At 42.6% G+C, this 18,927-nt stretch carries 19 protein-coding genes; all 19 read left to right on the forward strand.

All coding sequences use genetic code 11. The features are described 5' to 3' along the window. The first annotated feature begins 2 nt into the window (after positions 1-2). The gene (locus tag J5A74_07760) at positions 3-1,271 is read left to right on the forward strand and encodes a methionine gamma-lyase family protein (protein ID QUI96860.1); all 1,269 of its coding nucleotides are present in this window, start codon (positions 3-5) and stop codon (positions 1,269-1,271) included. 59 nt (positions 1,272-1,330) lie between these two features. Beyond that, a complete protein-coding gene (gene radC, locus J5A74_07765; protein QUI95277.1) occupies positions 1,331-2,044 on the forward strand; it encodes a DNA repair protein RadC in 714 nt (237 codons plus the stop codon). Further along, entirely contained in the window at positions 2,028-2,864 is an 837-nt protein-coding gene (gene mreC / locus J5A74_07770; GenBank protein ID QUI96861.1) for a rod shape-determining protein MreC, read from the forward strand. The genes radC and mreC overlap by 17 nt, the downstream gene beginning before the upstream one ends. Positions 2,865-2,876: 12 nt before the next feature. Next, entirely contained in the window at positions 2,877-3,395 is a 519-nt protein-coding gene (gene mreD, locus J5A74_07775; GenBank protein QUI95278.1) for a rod shape-determining protein MreD, read from the forward strand. Next, positions 3,367-6,240 (forward strand): penicillin-binding protein, encoded by a 2,874-nt coding sequence (locus tag J5A74_07780; protein ID QUI95279.1) that lies wholly within the window; start codon positions 3,367-3,369, stop codon positions 6,238-6,240. The genes mreD and J5A74_07780 overlap by 29 nt, the downstream gene beginning before the upstream one ends. Before the next feature lie 46 nt (positions 6,241-6,286). Next, on the forward strand, positions 6,287-7,396 hold the full coding sequence (locus tag J5A74_07785) for a rod shape-determining protein RodA (GenBank protein ID QUI95280.1): 1,110 nt from the start codon (positions 6,287-6,289) through the stop codon (positions 7,394-7,396). A 24-nt stretch (positions 7,397-7,420) separates the two neighbouring features. Further along, positions 7,421-7,819, forward strand: a complete 399-nt coding sequence (mgsA, locus tag J5A74_07790; protein ID QUI95281.1) for a methylglyoxal synthase — start codon at positions 7,421-7,423, stop codon at positions 7,817-7,819. A 4-nt stretch (positions 7,820-7,823) separates the two neighbouring features. Further along, positions 7,824-8,816, forward strand: a complete 993-nt coding sequence (locus tag J5A74_07795) for a D-alanyl-D-alanine carboxypeptidase (protein QUI95282.1) — start codon at positions 7,824-7,826, stop codon at positions 8,814-8,816. 65 nt (positions 8,817-8,881) lie between these two features. After that, positions 8,882-9,301: a twitching motility protein PilT gene (locus tag J5A74_07800; GenBank protein ID QUI95283.1), complete on the forward strand. Its 420-nt coding sequence runs from the start codon at positions 8,882-8,884 to the stop codon at positions 9,299-9,301. Positions 9,302-9,373: 72 nt separating this feature from the next. Then, complete coding sequence (locus J5A74_07805; protein ID QUI95284.1) at positions 9,374-10,759, forward strand: hypothetical protein; 1,386 nt, start codon at positions 9,374-9,376, stop codon at positions 10,757-10,759. Beyond that, on the forward strand, positions 10,752-11,432 hold the full coding sequence (locus J5A74_07810) for a YggS family pyridoxal phosphate-dependent enzyme (protein ID QUI95285.1): 681 nt from the start codon (positions 10,752-10,754) through the stop codon (positions 11,430-11,432). Before J5A74_07805 ends, J5A74_07810 begins: the two co-directional genes overlap by 8 nt. 18 nt (positions 11,433-11,450) lie before the next feature. Then, a complete protein-coding gene (locus tag J5A74_07815; protein ID QUI95286.1) occupies positions 11,451-11,891 on the forward strand; it encodes a cell division protein SepF in 441 nt (146 codons plus the stop codon). Further along, positions 11,888-12,637, forward strand: coding sequence for a YlmH family RNA-binding protein (locus J5A74_07820; GenBank protein ID QUI95287.1), 750 nt, complete (start codon positions 11,888-11,890; stop codon positions 12,635-12,637). The genes J5A74_07815 and J5A74_07820 overlap by 4 nt, the downstream gene beginning before the upstream one ends. Positions 12,638-12,651: 14 nt before the next feature. Beyond that, the gene (gene aroB / locus J5A74_07825) at positions 12,652-13,737 is read left to right on the forward strand and encodes a 3-dehydroquinate synthase (GenBank protein QUI95288.1); all 1,086 of its coding nucleotides are present in this window, start codon (positions 12,652-12,654) and stop codon (positions 13,735-13,737) included. Then, positions 13,727-14,224 carry a signal peptidase II gene (gene lspA / locus J5A74_07830; GenBank protein ID QUI95289.1) on the forward strand — a complete coding sequence of 166 codons (498 nt, stop codon included), beginning with the start codon at positions 13,727-13,729 and terminating at the stop codon, positions 14,222-14,224. The genes aroB and lspA overlap by 11 nt, the downstream gene beginning before the upstream one ends. A gap of 3 nt (positions 14,225-14,227) precedes the next feature. Beyond that, entirely contained in the window at positions 14,228-15,142 is a 915-nt protein-coding gene (locus J5A74_07835; protein ID QUI95290.1) for an RluA family pseudouridine synthase, read from the forward strand. 48 nt (positions 15,143-15,190) lie between these two features. Further along, positions 15,191-15,841: a cytidylate kinase-like family protein gene (locus J5A74_07840; GenBank protein QUI95291.1), complete on the forward strand. Its 651-nt coding sequence runs from the start codon at positions 15,191-15,193 to the stop codon at positions 15,839-15,841. A gap of 18 nt (positions 15,842-15,859) precedes the next feature. Next, positions 15,860-16,651 carry an SseB family protein gene (locus J5A74_07845; GenBank protein ID QUI95292.1) on the forward strand — a complete coding sequence of 264 codons (792 nt, stop codon included), beginning with the start codon at positions 15,860-15,862 and terminating at the stop codon, positions 16,649-16,651. Between the two features lie 661 nt (positions 16,652-17,312). After that, the gene (locus tag J5A74_07850) at positions 17,313-18,920 is read left to right on the forward strand and encodes a cell wall-binding protein (protein QUI95293.1); all 1,608 of its coding nucleotides are present in this window, start codon (positions 17,313-17,315) and stop codon (positions 18,918-18,920) included. The last annotated feature ends 7 nt before the right edge of the window (positions 18,921-18,927 follow it).

Raw genomic sequence — 18,927 nt, forward strand, 5'->3', positions numbered from 1 at the left:
TAATGCAAATGTATGCGAGTATGGGCATTGGAGCGAGGGCACTGGAAATTGGAGAACAGATAGAGAACAAGTTGTCTGGGCGATTTGCACAGATTGACAGAGTGAGCGAATACAATCAATTAAAGGTGCTTCGTGCAATGCAAGAAAATCGTGTGAGTGCGGAGCACTTTAGTGCGACAACAGGATATGGCTATGACGATGCAGGTAGAGATACCTTAGAGAAGGTATATGCCAGTGTATTTTGTGGAGAGAGTGCCCTAGTGAGAGCACAGCTAGCCAGCGGAACCCATGCCTTGGCTGTCGCCTTATTTGGAAATTTGCGTCCTGGAGATGAGCTGCTTTCCCCTGTGGGAAAGCCGTATGACACTTTAGAAGAAGTCATTGGTATTCGACCATCAAAGGGGTCCCTTGCCGAATATGGGGTGACTTATCGCCAGGCCGATTTAAAGGAAGATGGGGCATTTGACTTTGATGCCATTCGACAAAATATCACAGAAAAGACAAAACTAGTGACGATTCAAAGATCAAAGGGCTATGCGACAAGACCAACACTTTCGGTTGACCGCATTGGGGAATTGATTTCCTTTATTAAGGGAATTAAGCCCGATGTCATCTGTATGGTAGATAATTGTTATGGAGAGTTTGTCGAAGAAAAAGAGCCATTGGAAGTTGGAGCAGATATGATGGTTGGCTCATTGATTAAAAATGCAGGAGGTGGACTCGCCCCTATTGGAGGATATATTGTGGGAACAAAGGAGTGCATTGACAATGCCTCCTACCGCCTATTTGCCCCAGGAGTTGGAAAGGAAATTGGAGCAAACTTAGGAATCAATCGGAGTTTGTATCAGGGACTTTTTATGGCTCCGACGGTAGTAGCTGCCGCATTAAAGGGAGCTATTTTTGCTGCCAACATCTATGAAAGTTTTGGTTTTTTGTGCCATCCCAATGCGACGGAGAGTCGCCATGATATTATTCAGGCAATTACCTTTGGAAAGGCACAGGGATTGCAGGCCTTTTGTGAGGGAATTCAAGCTGCTGCACCAGTAGATAGTTATGTGCGCCCTGAGGCGTGGGATATGCCAGGTTATGATAGCCCAGTGATTATGGCTGCAGGGGCATTTATATCGGGTTCTTCCATTGAATTGAGTGCCGATGGACCGATGAAGGAACCCTATGTTGCTTATTTTCAGGGTGGATTGACTTGGCATCACGCAAAAGTTGGAATTTTATTCTCTTTGCAAAAACTTATAGATGCTAAACTGATTAAATAGTGGTAAACTATACTTGCGTGTATTGTATTGTCTGTCTGGAGAGCAGAAAGAGAGGCAAAATGCAAGAAAAAAAGAACATGAAACAAATCCCAAAGGAAGAAAGACCGATGGAAAGATGCCTTCGCTATGGGGTACAGAGCTTGACCGATGCAGAACTTTTGGCTATTTTTTTGCATTCGGGCACGAAGAAAAAGAATGTCCTTGGCGTGGCCAGAACAGTACTTGAAGGAGCAAATGGAAGAAAAGGACTTCAAGCATTGTTTGAACTTTGTTATGAGGAACTCATTAAAATTGAGGGAATTGGGCAGGTTCGTGCAGTGCAACTTCTTTGTGTCGCAGAGATTTCCAAGCGACTTTGGCGAGTTGAAGAAAAAGAGAGATTACAATTTCTTACGCCAAAGGCCTGTGCGATGCATTATATGCAACAGATGCGTCATTTACCGAGGGAGGAGCTTCGCGTCGCCTTTTTGGATACGCGACAATGTTTGATGAGCGATATGATTTTGAGTGTTGGCACAGTGAATGCCTCATTGATTTCCGTCCGTGAGGTGCTGATTGAAGCTCTGCGTCATCAGGCCGTGCATTTGATTTTGGTTCACAATCATCCCAGTGGCAATCCTATGCCAAGCAAAGAGGATGTCTTTGTGACAAGACAAGTCAAAAGTGGCTGTGAGAGTGTGGGCTTGGAGCTCAATGATCATATTATTATTGGCGACAATGTCTATTACAGTTTTAGAGAAAGAGGAAACTTCTACAATGGATCCAAAGAATAATCGATTGGTACTCACTGTGTTGAGTGCGATATGTGTTGTCTTGATTGGAGTGACATCCATCAAGAATACTTGGCTTGCACCATTGCGTGCAGGAGTGGGTTTTATCCTTACGCCGATTCAAGTTGGTGTCAATACAGCAGGAAAGTCGCTGTACAATAGTATTGAGCAACATGAAAAATTAAAGTCAGCACTGGAAGACAACAGCAAACTACAGGAAAAGATTGAGGAATTGAGGAGCGAAAACACAAGACTTGAGGAGGCAACCTATGAGCTTTCTCGACTTCGAGAGCTCTATAAGCTCAACACAGAGTATGAGAAATACAATTTTGTCGGGGCAAGAATTATTGCCAAGGACTCTTCGGGCTGGTTTCGTGTATTTCGAATTGACAAAGGCTCAGCTGATGGCATTAAAGTGGATATGAATGTGATGGCCAGTGGCGGATTGGTTGGCATTGTGACCGATGTTGGTTCAAATTATGCGACCGTGCGCTCAATTATTGATGATTTGAGCCGTGTCAGTGCGATGGCCGTGCAATCTGGAGACAATTGCATTGTGGCAGGAGATTTAAAGCTCTATCAGGAGGGAAAGTTGAAACTTTCCGATATTCGTGCCAATGCAGATATCAAAGATGGAGATAAGATTGTCACCTCCAATATTAGTACAAAGTATGTTCCAGGGCTCTTAGTGGGCTATGCTACCGATATCACAGAGGACCAGAGCCGATTGACAAAGAGTGGATATATCGTTCCTGCTGCTTCCTTTGACACTATGCAGGAAGTGTTGATTATTACCGATGTAAAGAAAACACAGGATGAATAGTTGGGGGAGAGAATGAGACGCAGAATTGCCAATATTGTATTGATGATTATATTTTTTGCCATACAAAGTTGTATCTTCCCATTTATTCCATTTTTGGCTGGCTCACCAAATTTTATGGTGATTTTAGTCTTTACCTATGGCTTTATCTATGGAGAGCGGGAGGGCATTTTTTATGGCGTCTTTGCAGGAATATTGATGGATTTATTCTATAGCAATGCCTTTGGGATTTTTACCCTCATCTTTATTTGGATGGGATTTATCAATGGAAAGTTTTCTAGGTATTTCTACGAGGACTATATTATATTGCCAGTGTCACTATGTGCAATCAATGAAGTTGTCTACAATTTTGTTATCTATGTCGTGCGCTTTTATATTCGAGGAAAGACAGATATCTTTTTTTATGTCAGAACCATTGTCCTTCCAGAGATGATTGCAACAATGCTTTGCACATTGCTGCTGTATCGCCTCTTATTAGAATACAATAGGCGATGGAAAGCAATTGATGATAAGCGAGGTAAGGAAAGTGCTTAGAGAGTTAAGAGAGAGGATTTTTTCCTCAAGAATATTAGTGGTCGGTGCGGTATATGTCGCTATGCTGGTCATTTTGATATCGAGGTTATTTCGGCTTCAGCTTGTTGATGGAGAAAAGTACCTCAATGACTATGTGATGTTGACGGAAAAGACAGTGACAGAGCCGGCGACAAGGGGAAATATTTATGATCGAAATGGTAAACTTTTGGCTTACAATGAATTGGCCTATGCGGTGACTGTGCAGGACAATGGAGAATATAAAAAGGCGACCGATAGAAATTATATGCTCTACCAATTGGTCAAAATTCTTGAGGCACACAAAGAGCCTGTGCTTGGAGAATTACAAATTGGGCTTGACCAAGATGGGAATTATTATTTTACCACGCCTTCAGAGCCAGCACGCCTTCGATTTTTGCGAGACTTTTACGGGAAAAAGAGTGTGGATGATTTAAATGATTCTTCGGGAAAGACACCGACAGATGTGACGGCTGCGGACTTAATTGATAAAAAGAGTAAGGAATATAAGCTCGATGAGCTTGGCAATCCTGAGGGAGAAAAGATTGAGTTGACGGCAAAGGAACGGCTTGACATGATCAATATCAAGTATACCATGAACTTTACCTCGTTTAAAAAGTATGAGGCAACGAAGGTGGCTTCTGGGATTTCGGATGAGACAAGGGCCGATATCTTAGAGAATGCCTCTCAGCTTTTGGGTGTAAATATTGAGGAGGAGACGCTGCGTCACTACAATGACGCAAAGTATATTGCCTCTGTGATCGGTTACACAGGAAAGATTCAGCCAGAGCAGTTAGATGAACTAAAGGCAACCATTCCCGACATTGATGAAAATGATATGGTTGGACGAAGTGGCATTGAGGCGTATATGGAATCAAAGCTACATGGAAAGAAGGGAGAAAAGACCATCTATGTCGATAAGGTTGGTCATATTATGAAGGAAACAAATTCCACACCTTCTCAGCCAGGTAATGATGTGTATTTGACTATTGACAGAGATTTACAAGTGGGCATTTATCATCAATTGGAACAGCAACTGGCTGGTATTTTGACGAAAAAGCTTTCCGCCCTTGACAGTCCAAATGGAGAGGGCGTAGATTCTACAGACCGAATGATTCCGATAAAAGATGCCTACTTCCAATTGATTAATAATAATGTCTTGTCTGTGGATAAATTCCATGCACAAGATGCCACCGAAAATGAAAAGGGAATCTATGCAAAGTATGTTGGCTACAAAGACAGTGCCATTGCTCAAATTCGTGCAGAGCTTGAGACCAGTCAGGCCAGACCACTAAAGGAGCTGTCGGAGGATCAAAAGGCCTATATGTACTATTTGTACAATAAGCTTTCCAGTGACCAAAATGGCATTATTAAAAAGAGTCTCATCGACACCAATGCCGACTACTATGTGCGATGGAAAAATGATGACATCAGTATGCGAGAGTTTTTGTATGATGGCATTGCGAGCAGCTGGATTGACACCACAAAATTAAATATTGATAGTAAGTATTCGGATGCCGATGACATCTATACTGCATTGGTCAATTTTGCACTTGATGGTCTTTCAGATGACAATGGATTTGAAAAGACCACCTATAAGTATTTGATTAAGAATAATATTGTCAGCGGAAGGGAGCTCTGTCTGGCCCTCTATGATCAGGGAATTTTAGCCAGAGATGACAATATGATCAATCAGCTCAATGCAGGATATGATCCCTATGCTTTTATGATTGATAAGATTTCGAGATTGGAGATTACACCAGCACAACTGGCACTTGATCCATGTACAGCTGGTGCGGTGGTGACAAATGTCAACACAGGAGAGGTTTTAGCCATTGTCTCTTACCCAGGATATGATAGCAATCGCCTCTCCAATGTGATGGATGTCGACTACTATAATCAACTTTTAAATGACCAATCTCTTCCACTCTATAACAATGCCACTCAGGCAAGAAAGGCACCAGGTTCGACCTTTAAGCCAATTTCTGCTGTGGCCAGTTTGGAAGAAGGGGTGATCAACAGCACCGATATTATTCGCTGTACAGGAATTTATGATGCCATCAAGCCAAGCATCAAGTGTTGGATTTATCCAAGTGCCCATGGTGCAGAAAATATTGAGACAGGAATCCAAAACTCCTGTAACTATTTCTTTGCTGAACTTGGACATCGCCTTTCTACTAATGCCAATGGAGAGTATTCGACATTGACCGGTATGGAAAAGATTCGAAAGTATGCGACTATGTTTGGACTTGACCATAAGTCAGGCGTGGAAATTACAGAGAATGATCCGATGATTTCTGACCAAAGTCCGGAGCAATCGGCAATGGGACAGGGTACCCATTCTTTTGCCAATGTCCAGCTTGCACGCTATGTGACGGCAATGGCAAATCGAGGCACTGTCTTTGAACTGAGTGTCATTGACAAGGTGACAGATAGTCAGGGAAATCTAGTGGAAGATTATACACCAAAGATTAGCTCTCACATCAATATTCAAGAGAGCACATGGAATACGGTGCAAAATGGTATGCGCCGAGTAATTCAATATGGTTCGGCCAATAAGCTATTTAGGGAATTAAAAGTGAATGTCGCAGGAAAGACAGGTACAGCTCAGGAGTCTAAGACGAGAGGTAACCATGCATTCTTTATTTCCTTTGCACCATTTGAGGCACCACAGGTTGCAGTGACGGTCAATATTCCTTTTGGTTATTCATCTTCCAATGCAGCCAGTGTCGCAAAGGAAATCTATAAACTCTACTTTGGACAGGTGACTTTAGATGATGTATTGAAGTCGACTGCACAAAAGTCGACCGATGTTCGCATTGGAGACTAAAGTATTTGACGAAAGTTGTGAGATAATATAGAATTGAGGTAGAGAGATGTTTGACAATTACAAACTAAGGAATTATGATTTTCGCCTATTATTTTATGTCTTGGCACTCAATACCATTGGTATCCTGATTATTTCAAGTGCAACCAATGGAAATATGAGCTATGTGAGCAAACAATTGCTTGGTATGATGCTGGGCATTGGGGCGATGGTGATTTTATCTGTGATTCCCTATCGAAGGGTGATGGAAAAGGCCATCCCCATCTATGGATTTTGTCTGATTTTGTTGGCGGCGGTATTGGTCGTCGGACACAGTGCAAAGGGAGCGTCGAGATGGTTAAAGTTACCGGGGATGAATTTACAGCCATCGGAGCTAGCAAAGATTGGAATGATCATCTTTCTTGCTTGGCTACTCGATAAGTATCAAGATAATATTGATGATTTTCTATTTTTAGTTATGTTTGCTGTATTGGCAGGTTCAGGTCTTTTATTGGTCGTGCTTGAGCCTGACCTTTCCACAACCATTGTGTTTGTGGTGATGGTATTGAGTATGCTCTTTGTGGCGGGCATTAGTTATAAGTGGGTGATTGGAGCTATTGCGGTTGTTGTTCCCCTTGGAGCAGCGTTTATCTTCCTGATCTCTAAAAATGTAGTGCCATTTCTTCGGGGGTATCAGGCCAATCGAATTTTGGCTTGGATTAACCCAGGAAAGTATGCCGATGCGAGTCAACAGCAAAAAAACTCCATTATGGCGATTGGATCGGGGCTACTTGCAGGAAAGGGATTGAATAACAATACATTGACCTCTGTAAAAAATGGAAATTTTATTGCAGAGGATCAAACAGACTTTATCTTTGCCGTCATCGGAGAGGAGCTTGGATTTATTGGCTGCGTCGTGGTGATTGGTCTGTTTGCACTCATTGTATTTGAGTGTTTTCACTTGGCAGGGAAGGCAAGGGATTTACAGGGAAAGTTAGTCTGTGTAGGCTATGGCATGATGTTGGGATTTCAAAGTTTTGCCAATATTTCCGTGGCAACGGGAATTTTTCCAAACACAGGATTGACTTTGCCGTTTATCAGCTATGGTCTGAGTTCTTTGATCTGTATGTATCTGGGGCTTGGCATAGTACTAAATATCGGCTTGAGCCGAAGGCAATAAGCAATAAGAGGAAAGGAGATTCAGATGAATATTGGGCTGGTTGCACATAATGCAAAAAAGAAATTGATGCAAAATTTTTGCATTGCATACAGGGGCACGCTGTCAAAGCACAACCTGTTTGCAACAGGAACGACAGGAAGATTGGTAGAAGAGGTGACAAATTTGACCATACATAAGTACCTCGCTGGTCATTTGGGCGGCCAGCAGCAGTTGGGTGCACAAATTGAAAACAATGATATGGATTTAGTCATTTTTTTGAGAGACCCACTGTCGAGCAATCCGCATGAGCCAGATGTCAATACGGTCATCAGACTTTGTGACAAATGCAATATTCCATTGGCCACCAATTTGGCAACTGCAGAGCTAATGATTAAAGCAATGGACAACGGAGACTTTGAGTTTAGAGAAATCTACAGAAGATAAGGCGATGAAGAAGAAACAGAAAAATAGAAGAGGAATACAAAGACCACTACTGGGCCTTTTTGGTCTAGTAGTGGTCGCTTTACTGATTTTTTTTGGAAGAAATTTTGTACATCAAAATACAGTTTCAGAATACGATTTTGCACAGAAATTTAAGGATTTTTATGTCAACGATTCGGCCTATGTACAGCCATTTGCCAGTGACCTTGCGGTCATTAAGGAGACACAAGAAGATGGGCAATTTGCTCCAAAATCAGCCGTACTTTCCCCACAAGATGGGGGCGATGTCATTTTTGCAAAGGATGCCAGAGCACATATGAATCCTGCGAGCACGACAAAAATTATGACTGCGATTTTGGCATTAAAGTATGGAAACCTATCAGATAGTGTCACGGTGGGCAATGAGGTGGTAATTACAGAGCCTGGGGCGAGTCTAGCAAAGATTAAGCCAGGTGATACATTGACGATGGAGCAATTAGTCTATGGCTTGATGCTCCCTTCGGGAAATGATGCCGCCAATGCCATTGCAATTCATATGGCCGGTAGCATCGATGCCTTTGTGGAGATGATGAATAAGGAAGCAAAAGAAATCGGGGCTGTGGACACGCACTTTGTCAATGCCAATGGACTGACCAATCCTGACCACTACACCAGTGCCTATGATTTGTATTTGATGTTTCACGAGGGACTAAAAATTCCAAAGTTTAAAAAGATTACAGGAACAAAGACCTATGTTGCCAACTACAAACAGGCCAATGGAAGTAGTAAATCGGTGACCTGGGCCAATGGAAATCAATTTATTAGCAACGAATCTCCACAGCCCAATGGCATCACTGTCTTTGCAGGAAAGACAGGCACAACTTTGGCTGCTGGCAACTGCCTTGTAGCGGCAGCAAAGAGTGACAATGGAAAAGAATATGTTGCAGTTGTGCTCAATGCAAAGACAAAACCGATATTGTATGACAATATGGCAAGATTATTTGAAAAAGCTATACAGTAGTGTTGCGATTTTTTTCTCCCTATCGTATAATAGGACTAGGAATTTTAGTAGAAGGGAGATCAAATATGGTTGAGATTATTGCAGGAAAAAGAGGCAAGGGAAAGACCAAGCAGCTCTTAGAAAGAGCCAATCAAGCGATTAAGACAGCGAGAGGAAATGTGGTGTATTTGGATAAATCGTCCAAGCACATGTACGAACTTGGCAACAAGATTCGCTTGATTAATGTTGCAGAGTTTCCAATCGACTCTGCGGACGGATTTGTTGGATTTTTGTCAGGAATTATCTCACAAGATCATGACTTGGAGACCGTATTTCTTGACAGTTTCTTAAAGCTTGCTGGTCTAGAAGGTCAAGATATCACCGCAGTGATTGATCAATTAGAAAAGTTTGGTGAGAAATACAACATTACATTTGTACTCAGTGTTTCTATGGATGTTGAGGATCTTCCAGAGAATGCAAAGAATGATGTCGTCGTTGCATTATAGCCAAGAAATGGTACAATAGATGCCGGGCAGTGGATGAGCTGTCCGGTATTCTTGTTTATTAGGGGAAGAAAATTGAAAAGAAGAAGAAAAAAAAGAAAGCTGACCATTAAAAATTTTGCTCTCGTTGCGATTTTTTTATACTTTTTAGTGACGACCATCATCTATATTCGCAGGGACAAGCCAAAAATTTATGAAGTCAAATCTGGAAATTTAGTGAAGGATCAGAGTTTTTCTGGCATTATCTTGAGGGACGAAAGTGTGGTCAATGCTGAAAATGGGGGTTTTGTCAATTATTATGTGCAGGATGGAAAGCGGGTGCGAGTGGGAACAAAGGTCTGCTCTGTAGATACCAATGGCGAGATGGCAAAGTACATTGCAGACAATAAAAAGCCACAGGAAGGACTGAGCGAAGATGTCTATCGCACAATCAAACGACAATTGGAGTCCTTTACCCTTCGCTATGCCGACAATAACTTTAGTGAAGTCTACAACACCAAGTACCTGTTGAATTTGCGTCTTTCCGAGGCATTGGACTACAATCAGATTCCAGACCTTGAAAATATTATTAAAGTCCACAATATTCAGTACAAGGACATTCCATCCGATACGCCAGGAGTAGTCTCCTTGACCATGGACAGTATGATTGGAAAAAAGGTCGATGATATTGTGGCAGACGACTTTGTCCAGGCAAATAATCGAAGCATACAACGCATCAGTGGCAATGAGGTCAAGAGTGGAGAGCCACTCTATAAATTGGTGAAATCTGACCCATGGAGTATTGTATTTCCGTTGACAGAGGCCCAGACAAAGGCCTATCAAAATGTGCAATCCGTCGATGTCTATATTAAGTCACAGGGAATTGAAGAAGTTGTGCCTCTTCGCTTGATGACGGGAAGCGATGGAAAGTCCTATGGCGTGTTAAGTTTTAGCGACTACATGGTGGAGATGATTGATGAACGCTATGTCGATTTTGAAATTAAAGGAAGTGATCAGGCGGGATTAAAAGTGCCAAAGAGTGCGATTGTTGAACAGGAGTACTATGTGATTGGCAGTGATTATCTGACAAGACCAGAAAATGAAACCAATCGAGGAGTACAAAAACAAATCGCCACACAGGGAGATGCCCAGTGGCAATTTATTCCCCTCGACCGAACAATGTTAGTAAAGGACGAGGAAGGAAATAGCTTTTATTATTTTCATTTGCCAAGTGATGGCAGTCTCTCCGAGGGAGATACCATCAAGCAGGACAATGGGCAGACCATGCAAATTTCAGAGAAAAAGACATTAAAGGGCGTGTACCGAATCAATAAAGGATATGTCGAGTTTATCCGAGTCAACATTCAATCGGAAGATGATGCCTACGAAATTGTGACTCCGAAAGAAGGTGGACTTGAAGAGTATGATCACATCTTGTTGGATGCGTCAAAGTATAAGGAGGGAGAGATTATTCATGATTAAGGAAAACTTAAGAGAAGTGGAAAGAGAAATTGAATTGGCTTGCAAAAAGGCAGGAAGAGACCAAAGCGAGGTGACCTTGGTGGCGGTGAGTAAGACAAAGCCAGTGGAGATGCTAAAAGAGGCCTATGAGGCGGGCATCAGAGACTTTGGAGAAAATCGAGTGCAGGAATTAGTCAGCAAGTACGAGGCTTTGCCAAAGGACATTCGCTGGCATATGATTGGTCATCTTCAAACCAATAAAGTAAAGGCTGTAATTGGAAAGGCGTATCTGATTCACTCGATTGACAGCATAAAGCTTTTAGAGGCCATTGAGCATGAGGCAAAGAAATTAGACATCGTGGTGAGAGGACTGTTGGAGGTCAATGTGGCGAGAGAAGAGTCAAAATTTGGCTTTTTGCCAGAGGAATTACTCTCTGATGCTGAGAACTTTACAAAGTATCCTCATGTCAAGATTTGTGGATTGATGACGGTGGCACCCAATGTCGAAGATGGACAAGAGAATCGAGCAGTTTTTTCAAAGTTAAAAGAATTGTCAGTTGACATAGAAAATAAAACCAACCATAATATAACCATGGAATATCTGTCAATGGGAATGTCAGGAGATTATCCTGTGGCCATCGAAGAGGGGGCAACCTTTGTTCGAGTGGGCACAAAGATTTTTGGAGGAAGATAGAGAAATGGAGGAATTATCGTGAGTTTTTTAAAAGGCGTTACAGATATATTTAGGGGCGATGACGACGACGATGATGTAGATGAGTCTGGGCTTGAGGAGCAAGAAGAGGAAGAGACAAGTAAGCCAAAGCGCTTGGGAGCCAAAGAAAGGTCGACGACGGAAGCGGGAAGGGGAAGTTATTCCATGTCAAAAAAGGATGATAATCTGGAAGTTCAGATGATTGAACCGAGTATATTTGATGATGGTGCCCTGGTGAGCGATGCTCTTGCAGCGGGCAAAGTGGTTGTGCTAAATCTTCAGGGCACACACGCACAGGAGTCTGCAAGAATTGTTGACTATGTTTCAGGTGTGACCTACAGCATGCATGGAAGTATGCAAAAAGTTTCCAATACCATCTATATTATTACACCAGTCAATGTCAAGTTTTCCGGTGGTCTTGATCCGATCAATAGACTATGATGGACAAGGAAGAGTTATTTTTAAAGAAGCGGTTGGCGGAGTTGGCAAGAAATTGTGAGTTTCGCCACAGACCGACGCATAGTGTATTTTTGAATTTATATGAGCAGACAGTCTTTCGCTCGATGACCGATACATTTTCAGGCGTTCAATGGAAACTGGACGGTGGATATGATGAGGCGGAGCGAAGGGTTGTTTGCTTTCTTCCGTTCTCTTGTGAGGAAGAAGATGTCCTTGACTATCTTCGCATTGAGCCGAGCAATGAAAAGTTTGCCCAAAACCTAAGCCACAGGGATTATCTTGGGGCATTGATGAATTTGGGACTTGAGCGACATATGATGGGGGACATTGTTGTAGATGGCTTTGTTGCCCACATCATTGTCTTAGCAAGTGTCAGCGAAGTTATCTTACAAAACCTTGAATTTGTGGCAAAGACCAAGGTCAAAGTCAGCAAAGAGGAAAGAGAAGAGATTGCTCGCTCACAAAAAAGAGAAGTCAAAAGCATCAATGTCGCCTCACAGCGATTAGATGTGTTGATTGCAGGGGCATTTCATCTGTCAAGAAATGCCGTCAGTGAGTATCTGATGGCACAGAAAGTATTTGTCAATGCCAAGATGACCACCAATCATTCCTATATAGTTCAGGAGAAGGATTTGATTTCTGTGCGAGGAATGGGACGGTTTCGCTATCTTGGCGATGCCCATATCACAAGAAAGGGAAGAATAAGTGTACAAATTGAGTGCTTTTAGAGGAAAGAGATGAAATGGAACTTTTAGTAAAAAATCAAGGGACTGCCTATTCCATTGTGATTGAGGGAGACTTCCAAGGATTAGAAGAAAGACTGAGAGACATTCAAGTCGAGGGAAGAAAGATTTGCATTGTGACCGATACCAATGTCTCTCCACTCTACCTTTGTGAAGTGAAACAAAGAGTGGAAAAAGTGGCAAAGCAAGTTATTGCCGTGACCATTCCTGCGGGGGAGGAGCACAAGACTCTGGATACCGTGCGAGAGATCTACAAAGAATTAATAGAGCATAAGTTTGATCGAAAGGATCTTCTCCTTGCCCTTGGCGGCGGCGTGGTGGGAGATATTTGTGGTTTTGCAGCAGCAACCTATCTTCGTGGAGTTCGCTTTATCCAGATGCCAACGACCTTGCTATCACAGGTGGATTCTAGCATTGGCGGAAAGACAGGCGTTGACTTTGACGCCTACAAAAATATGGTGGGGGCCTTTCATATGCCCGCCCTCGTCTACATCAATGTGGCGACACTAAAGAGTTTGCCAAAGAAAGAGCTGGCTTCGGGAATGGGCGAAGTATTAAAACATGGACTCATTCGAAATCGGGAGTATTATGATTGGTTAATTGAAAATGCCAAGGCAATCGAGGATGTTGATGTTGATGTGTGCAGTCAAGTCGTCTTAGAAAGTGATAAGATTAAGCGAGCAGTGGTCGAGGAAGATCCGACGGAGCAAGGCGTGAGGGGACATCTCAATTACGGGCACACCCTAGGTCATGCCATTGAAAAGCAGATGAACTTTTCACTAAGTCACGGAGCATGCGTGGCCCTTGGAATGCTTGCCGCCATGCAAATTCAAGTGGCCAGAGGAACCCTTGATCAACGGGAGTATGACAAATTAAAATCTGCCCTCAAGAAATTTTCTCTTCCAACGCATCTGGGTGAAATTGATATTCAGGCAGTACTTGAAAATACAAAGAATGATAAAAAGATGGAAGCTGGTCAGGTAAAATTTATCCTACTAGAAGAAATCGGAAAGGCTGTAATTGATCGGACAGTGAGCTTAGATGAGATGGAAGCTGCCCTCAAAAAAATTCAATATGAAGAATAAGAAGATAAGAGCAATAATATTTTTGATTTTGGCGGCCGTTGGAATTTTCTTTGACCAGTGGACGAAGAGACTTGCCGTACTTCATCTGATGAATCAGCCATCAAGGAAGATAATTCCTGGCGTATTTGAACTAAGCTACCTAGAAAATCCAGGCGCTGCCTTTGGAATGATGCGGGGAAAGCAGTTTCTCTTTTTTGTCATTATGGCAGTGGTTATTCTCACGATTTTGTGGTTGCTCGTTCGCCTTCCACTGACGAAAAGGTTTTTCCCACTGCTCCTCTGTATGGTGTTGATTTTTTCAGGGGCCATTGGCAATAGCATTGACAGAATGAGTCAAGGATATGTGGTTGACTTTTTGTACTTTTCATTGATTGATTTTCCTGTCTTTAATGTGGCCGACATCTATGTCACCGTGGGAACGATTATCCTTATAATTTTTTCTGTATTTTTCTACAAGGACGACGACTTTCGATTTGACAAGGAATAAGTGATGCAAGTATATGAATTTTTGGCGGGGGAAGAGAGCAAAGATTTGCGACTAGATGTGTTTTTAAAGCAAAATATCGAAGAAATCTCCCGCACCTATATTCAAAAGTTAATTAAAGATGGCTATGCCAATGTCAATGGCACTGTGCCAAAGACAAATTACAAAGTTAATTCTGGTGACAAGGTGTGTCTTAATGTCCCAGAGACGGAGGAGCCCGACATTGTAGCACAAGAGATGCCACTGGATATTGTCTACGAAGATGACGATGTGATTCTTATTAATAAACCAAAGGGAATGGTCGTTCATCCTGCGGCAGGACACTACACAGGAACCTTAGTGAATGGCTTGATGCACCACTGCAAGGACAATCTTTCCGGTATCAACGGTGTTCTTCGCCCAGGCATTGTTCACCGCATTGATATGGATACAACGGGGATTTTAATTGCCTGCAAAAATGATGTCGCCCATCAAAAGATTTCGGAACAATTAAAGGAGCACAGCATTACTCGGCGCTATCGAGCCTTGGTCTATGGTGTCATCAAGGAGGACGAGGGGGTGGTCAATGCTCCCATCGGTCGCCATCCCATCGACAGGAAAAAAATGGCAATCAATCCCAAAAATGGAAAGAATGCCATCACCCACTACCGAGTGCTTGAGCGATTTCGGGAGTACACCTATATTGAGTGTGAGCTAGAGACAGGAAGGACACATCAAATTCGAGTACATATGGCCAGCCTTCACCATCCACTTGTGGGGGATCAAGTCTATGGACCAGAAAAAAATCCTTTTCATCTCCAGGGGCAGTGTTTGCATGCCATGGTGCTTGGTTTTGTCCACCCAAGGACGCACGAATATATGGAGTTTTGTGCAGATTTACCGCAATATTTTTCAGAACTCTTAAAAAAATTGCCAAAATAGGCAGAATGAAGTATAATAAAAGAATAAATTGGCGAGGAGGAAGAAAAGATGGGGAATAATCTAGTCATTACTATTGGCCGCCAATGCGGGAGCGGCGGAAAATTAATTGGAGAAAAACTAGCAAAGGAATTGGGCGTTAAGTGCTATGACAAAGAGCTACTGACCAGAGCAGCCAAAGAAAGCGGAATGAGTGAGGCACTCTTTGAGTCTCATGATGAAAAACCAACCAACAGCTTTTTGTACTCTCTAGTGATGGATAGCTACTCTATGGGCTATGCCACATCATCCTATATGGATATGCCAATCAATCACAAAATTTTCCTTGCACAGTTTGAAACCATCAAAAAGATTGCACAGGAAGAAAGTTGTGTCATTGTCGGTCGCTGTGCCGACTATGCACTGGCGGACAATCCAAATCTAATTTCTGTCTTTATTGTGGCAGAGGATGAGGATAAGATTGCACGCATTATGGAGACGAATGACCTAAAGGCAGATAAGGCAAAGGACATTATGATTAAGACAGACAAGAGAAGGTCAGGATACTATAATTACTATTCAAGTAAGCGTTGGGGCGATGTCCGAAGCTATGACCTTTGCATCAATAGCTCAAGGCTTGGCGGAGTCGATGGATGCGTCGAAGCGATTAAAAGTTATATTGAGGTTCGCAAAAAGTTTCACCAAGCACCAGCGAAACAATAAAGAATTTGGAGAGAAAAGATGACAAGAGAAGAATTGATACAGGCAATCCCAAGCATCGATCAGTTGTATGTTCTCTATTCCGTACATACCAGATCGCCCTATGTGGTCTGTGAGGAAAAGACACAAGACGATGCGGCCGTTGTATATTTGGATGAAGTAGAGGCTGAGCAGGCGGCAAGAGCACTCACAGAGGAGAAAAAGGATGTGAACGCATTGAAGATGGACGATCCATCGAGAATCCTTTCGACATTTACGAGCTTTTTCCTCTTTGGCATCAATGCAGTGGAATTTCACACGGGAGACGGTGTGATTATCCTACAGCTCAATGAATTTATCCGAAGACATGACCTAAGCGACATTCCAGAAGATCGTCGCCCAGTGGAAAATCCAAGCCTTCAACTGACAATGCTTTACTTTATGCAGGAGTTTCGAAGAGGACTTGAAAATCCTGACAATGAAAAACTTCGAGAGATGGAAGAGGAGATGGTCGTCAATGTCCTTCGAGGAAAGTTTTTATTGCCATTTCGCCCAGGGGAGGGAGAGATGAAGGATCAGGTGCAATTATTGATGGTCAAGATGCAGGAGGACAAGTATATGATTCCTGTGTTTACAGACAACTTTGAATTTACAAAGTTTAGAGGACCAGACACCAGCATCAGCATCTCTGTGGCCACAATGGACAATCTTCTCGCACTTCCAATACCAGACAACAGTTTGGGTATTGTTGTGAATCCGGCAGGAGTGTCTCTTGCTCTTACCAAAGACTGGATGCAAAGGGTTCGTGATACCAAGGCCACAGAGAATGTGTAAATCATAGACTTCTTTGGGAAAGGGAAGTGTACTCTTTTTGTGATGTTGTCTCTGTTTGTTTTTTATTTTGACAGAGACAACTCACAAAAGGGGGAAGTTTTTGCAGATAAGCAACAAAACTTACAAAAAGTTTACAAATACAAAAAACTATTTTAAAATTTAAAAATTTATAGTATAATCCAAAAGAGAATAAAGAAGGTCTACTTTGTGTTTGTTAGAGGACAGAAAGGAAGACAAGGAAATGATGTATACCAAAATACAGTTTTGTAAGTGATAGTATACAATAAAATCGACGCCACAATAGGATATACGAAAGCAGGGCGCATTAAAAAATTTGGAAACTCGATAGTCAATCGCAAGACGGGACGGTGGAGGGACCTCGGTTTTTATGCGCCTTTTCCCATCCTTGGCCGCCGTAATATGGGACGGTGCCTGACTACACAGGGAAAAGGTAGTGACGGCAGAGAAAGAACTGCTTAGAGGGAATAAATTTGGTTTGGAAAGTACCAGACGACTGAACTGAGTTTATAAAAAACAAAGAAAGGGAGGTTTTGGAGATCGGGAAAAGCTTTGCGCAATGCGCATCCACCCACTTGGGTGTGCCACTCGATCAAAACAACAATAGATTTCGAGTGAGAAAAGGATGAAAGAGAGGTAAAGGATGAAAAAGAATTTCGTGGGTGTAGCCTTTGCTGCTGCACTTATGGCAGGTGCATTCGCCATGCCAACCCACGCCGCAACTGTTTCTAATGGACAGTGGCAGCAGGTAGATGGTTCTTGGACCTACAAGAATGCAGACGGAAGCCAAGCAACCAATGCTTGGGCCGCATCAAATGGTCAATGGTTTTATCTCGGAGATAATGGTAAGTTGGTTGTCAACACAGTGGTTAGTGATGACAACAACAATAAGTACTATGTTGACTCCGATGGAGCTATGGTGACCAATGGCTGGAGACAGCTCTCTACAGATGATGGAGATGCTGCTTGGTATTATTTCGGTGCAGATGGAAAGGCACTGACAGGAAGAAGCGATCGCCTTTCAAAGAAGGTGATTGACGGAAAGACATACGCATTCGATGAGAATGGTGCGATGCTCACAGGTTTTGTTAAGCAAAACGGCGAGACAGTCAATCCTGATTCAGAGGATACATTTGCCGAGGCAATGTACTACTTTGGTGCAGACGGCGCGATGTATCAAAATCAATGGTTAAGGTATGAGGATGTTGGCCTTAATGCTGGCTACAGCGATCTTGCACAGAGAAATTACTCTGAGTACGATGAGATGTGGTTATACTTTGATCAGAGAGGAAAGAAGGTAGCCGCAAGGGATATTACCGCTTCCAAGGTTCGTGAGATCAATGGCAAAAACTATGCCTTTGATGAGAATGGAATTATGATTCCAAGGCTTGCAAAGATTGATGCAACCTTAGTAGCCACGCGTTCTAATGCAGATATCCGCTATGGATCTGAGGACAAGGACGGAGAGGTAAAGGGCGATCATTGGGCATTTATGGTACCAAATGAGGATATGGATGCCGATGACTACAACTTGCAAGAGTATTCTTGGTTCCGTACAAACAACAAGGGTAAGGTTTACAAGGATCGCATTAAGGAAGTTAATGGCAGAAAGTATGCCTTTGATGAGATCGGAAGAATGCAGACACAGTTTGTTGTAATGTTTAGAAATGGTACATTTGCTAAGCAGTTCGACACCAGCGTGTTTGATTCAGAGGATTTCCTTGTGGACAATGCAGATTCGGATATCCCTGGAATCGACAGAGGTAACTTATATCTCTTCGGTGCAGATGAGTTAAACGACGGATCAATGAAGACAGGAACCGATATTCCTGTAGAGCTTGCAGATAAGTTGGTTTACTTTGGATTTAAGAACAGTGGCGTTGCCATTGGAAATAGAGGACGGTTGGAGAAGTATAAGAGTAAGTACTACTTCAATGGTTTGAGATTGGATGCGAAAGAGGACATTGGTTATGGACTCGTTAAGGATTCAAGATCAGGTGACTATATCGTTGTCGACAGAAACGGTAAGCAAGTCACAGGTGATAAGAGAGTGTTACAGGATGCAGAAGGTTGTTGGATCGTAATTAAGAAGGGCAAATTCTTTGCTAGAGTAGATAGCGGTGACAAGCCAAGATTTAAGAATGGCGTTGCTTACCTCTATGATGGCTCCTTAGATAGTGCTCATCGCTATGTACGCCCACTTGCACAAAACGAGGGCGCAAACGATTCAGGATTCCTCTTGTTCGAATAGGAGGTTT

The sequence above is a fragment of the Lachnospiraceae bacterium oral taxon 096 genome (assembly GCA_018141845.1).
Lineage (GTDB): Bacteria > Bacillota > Clostridia > Lachnospirales > Lachnospiraceae > F0428.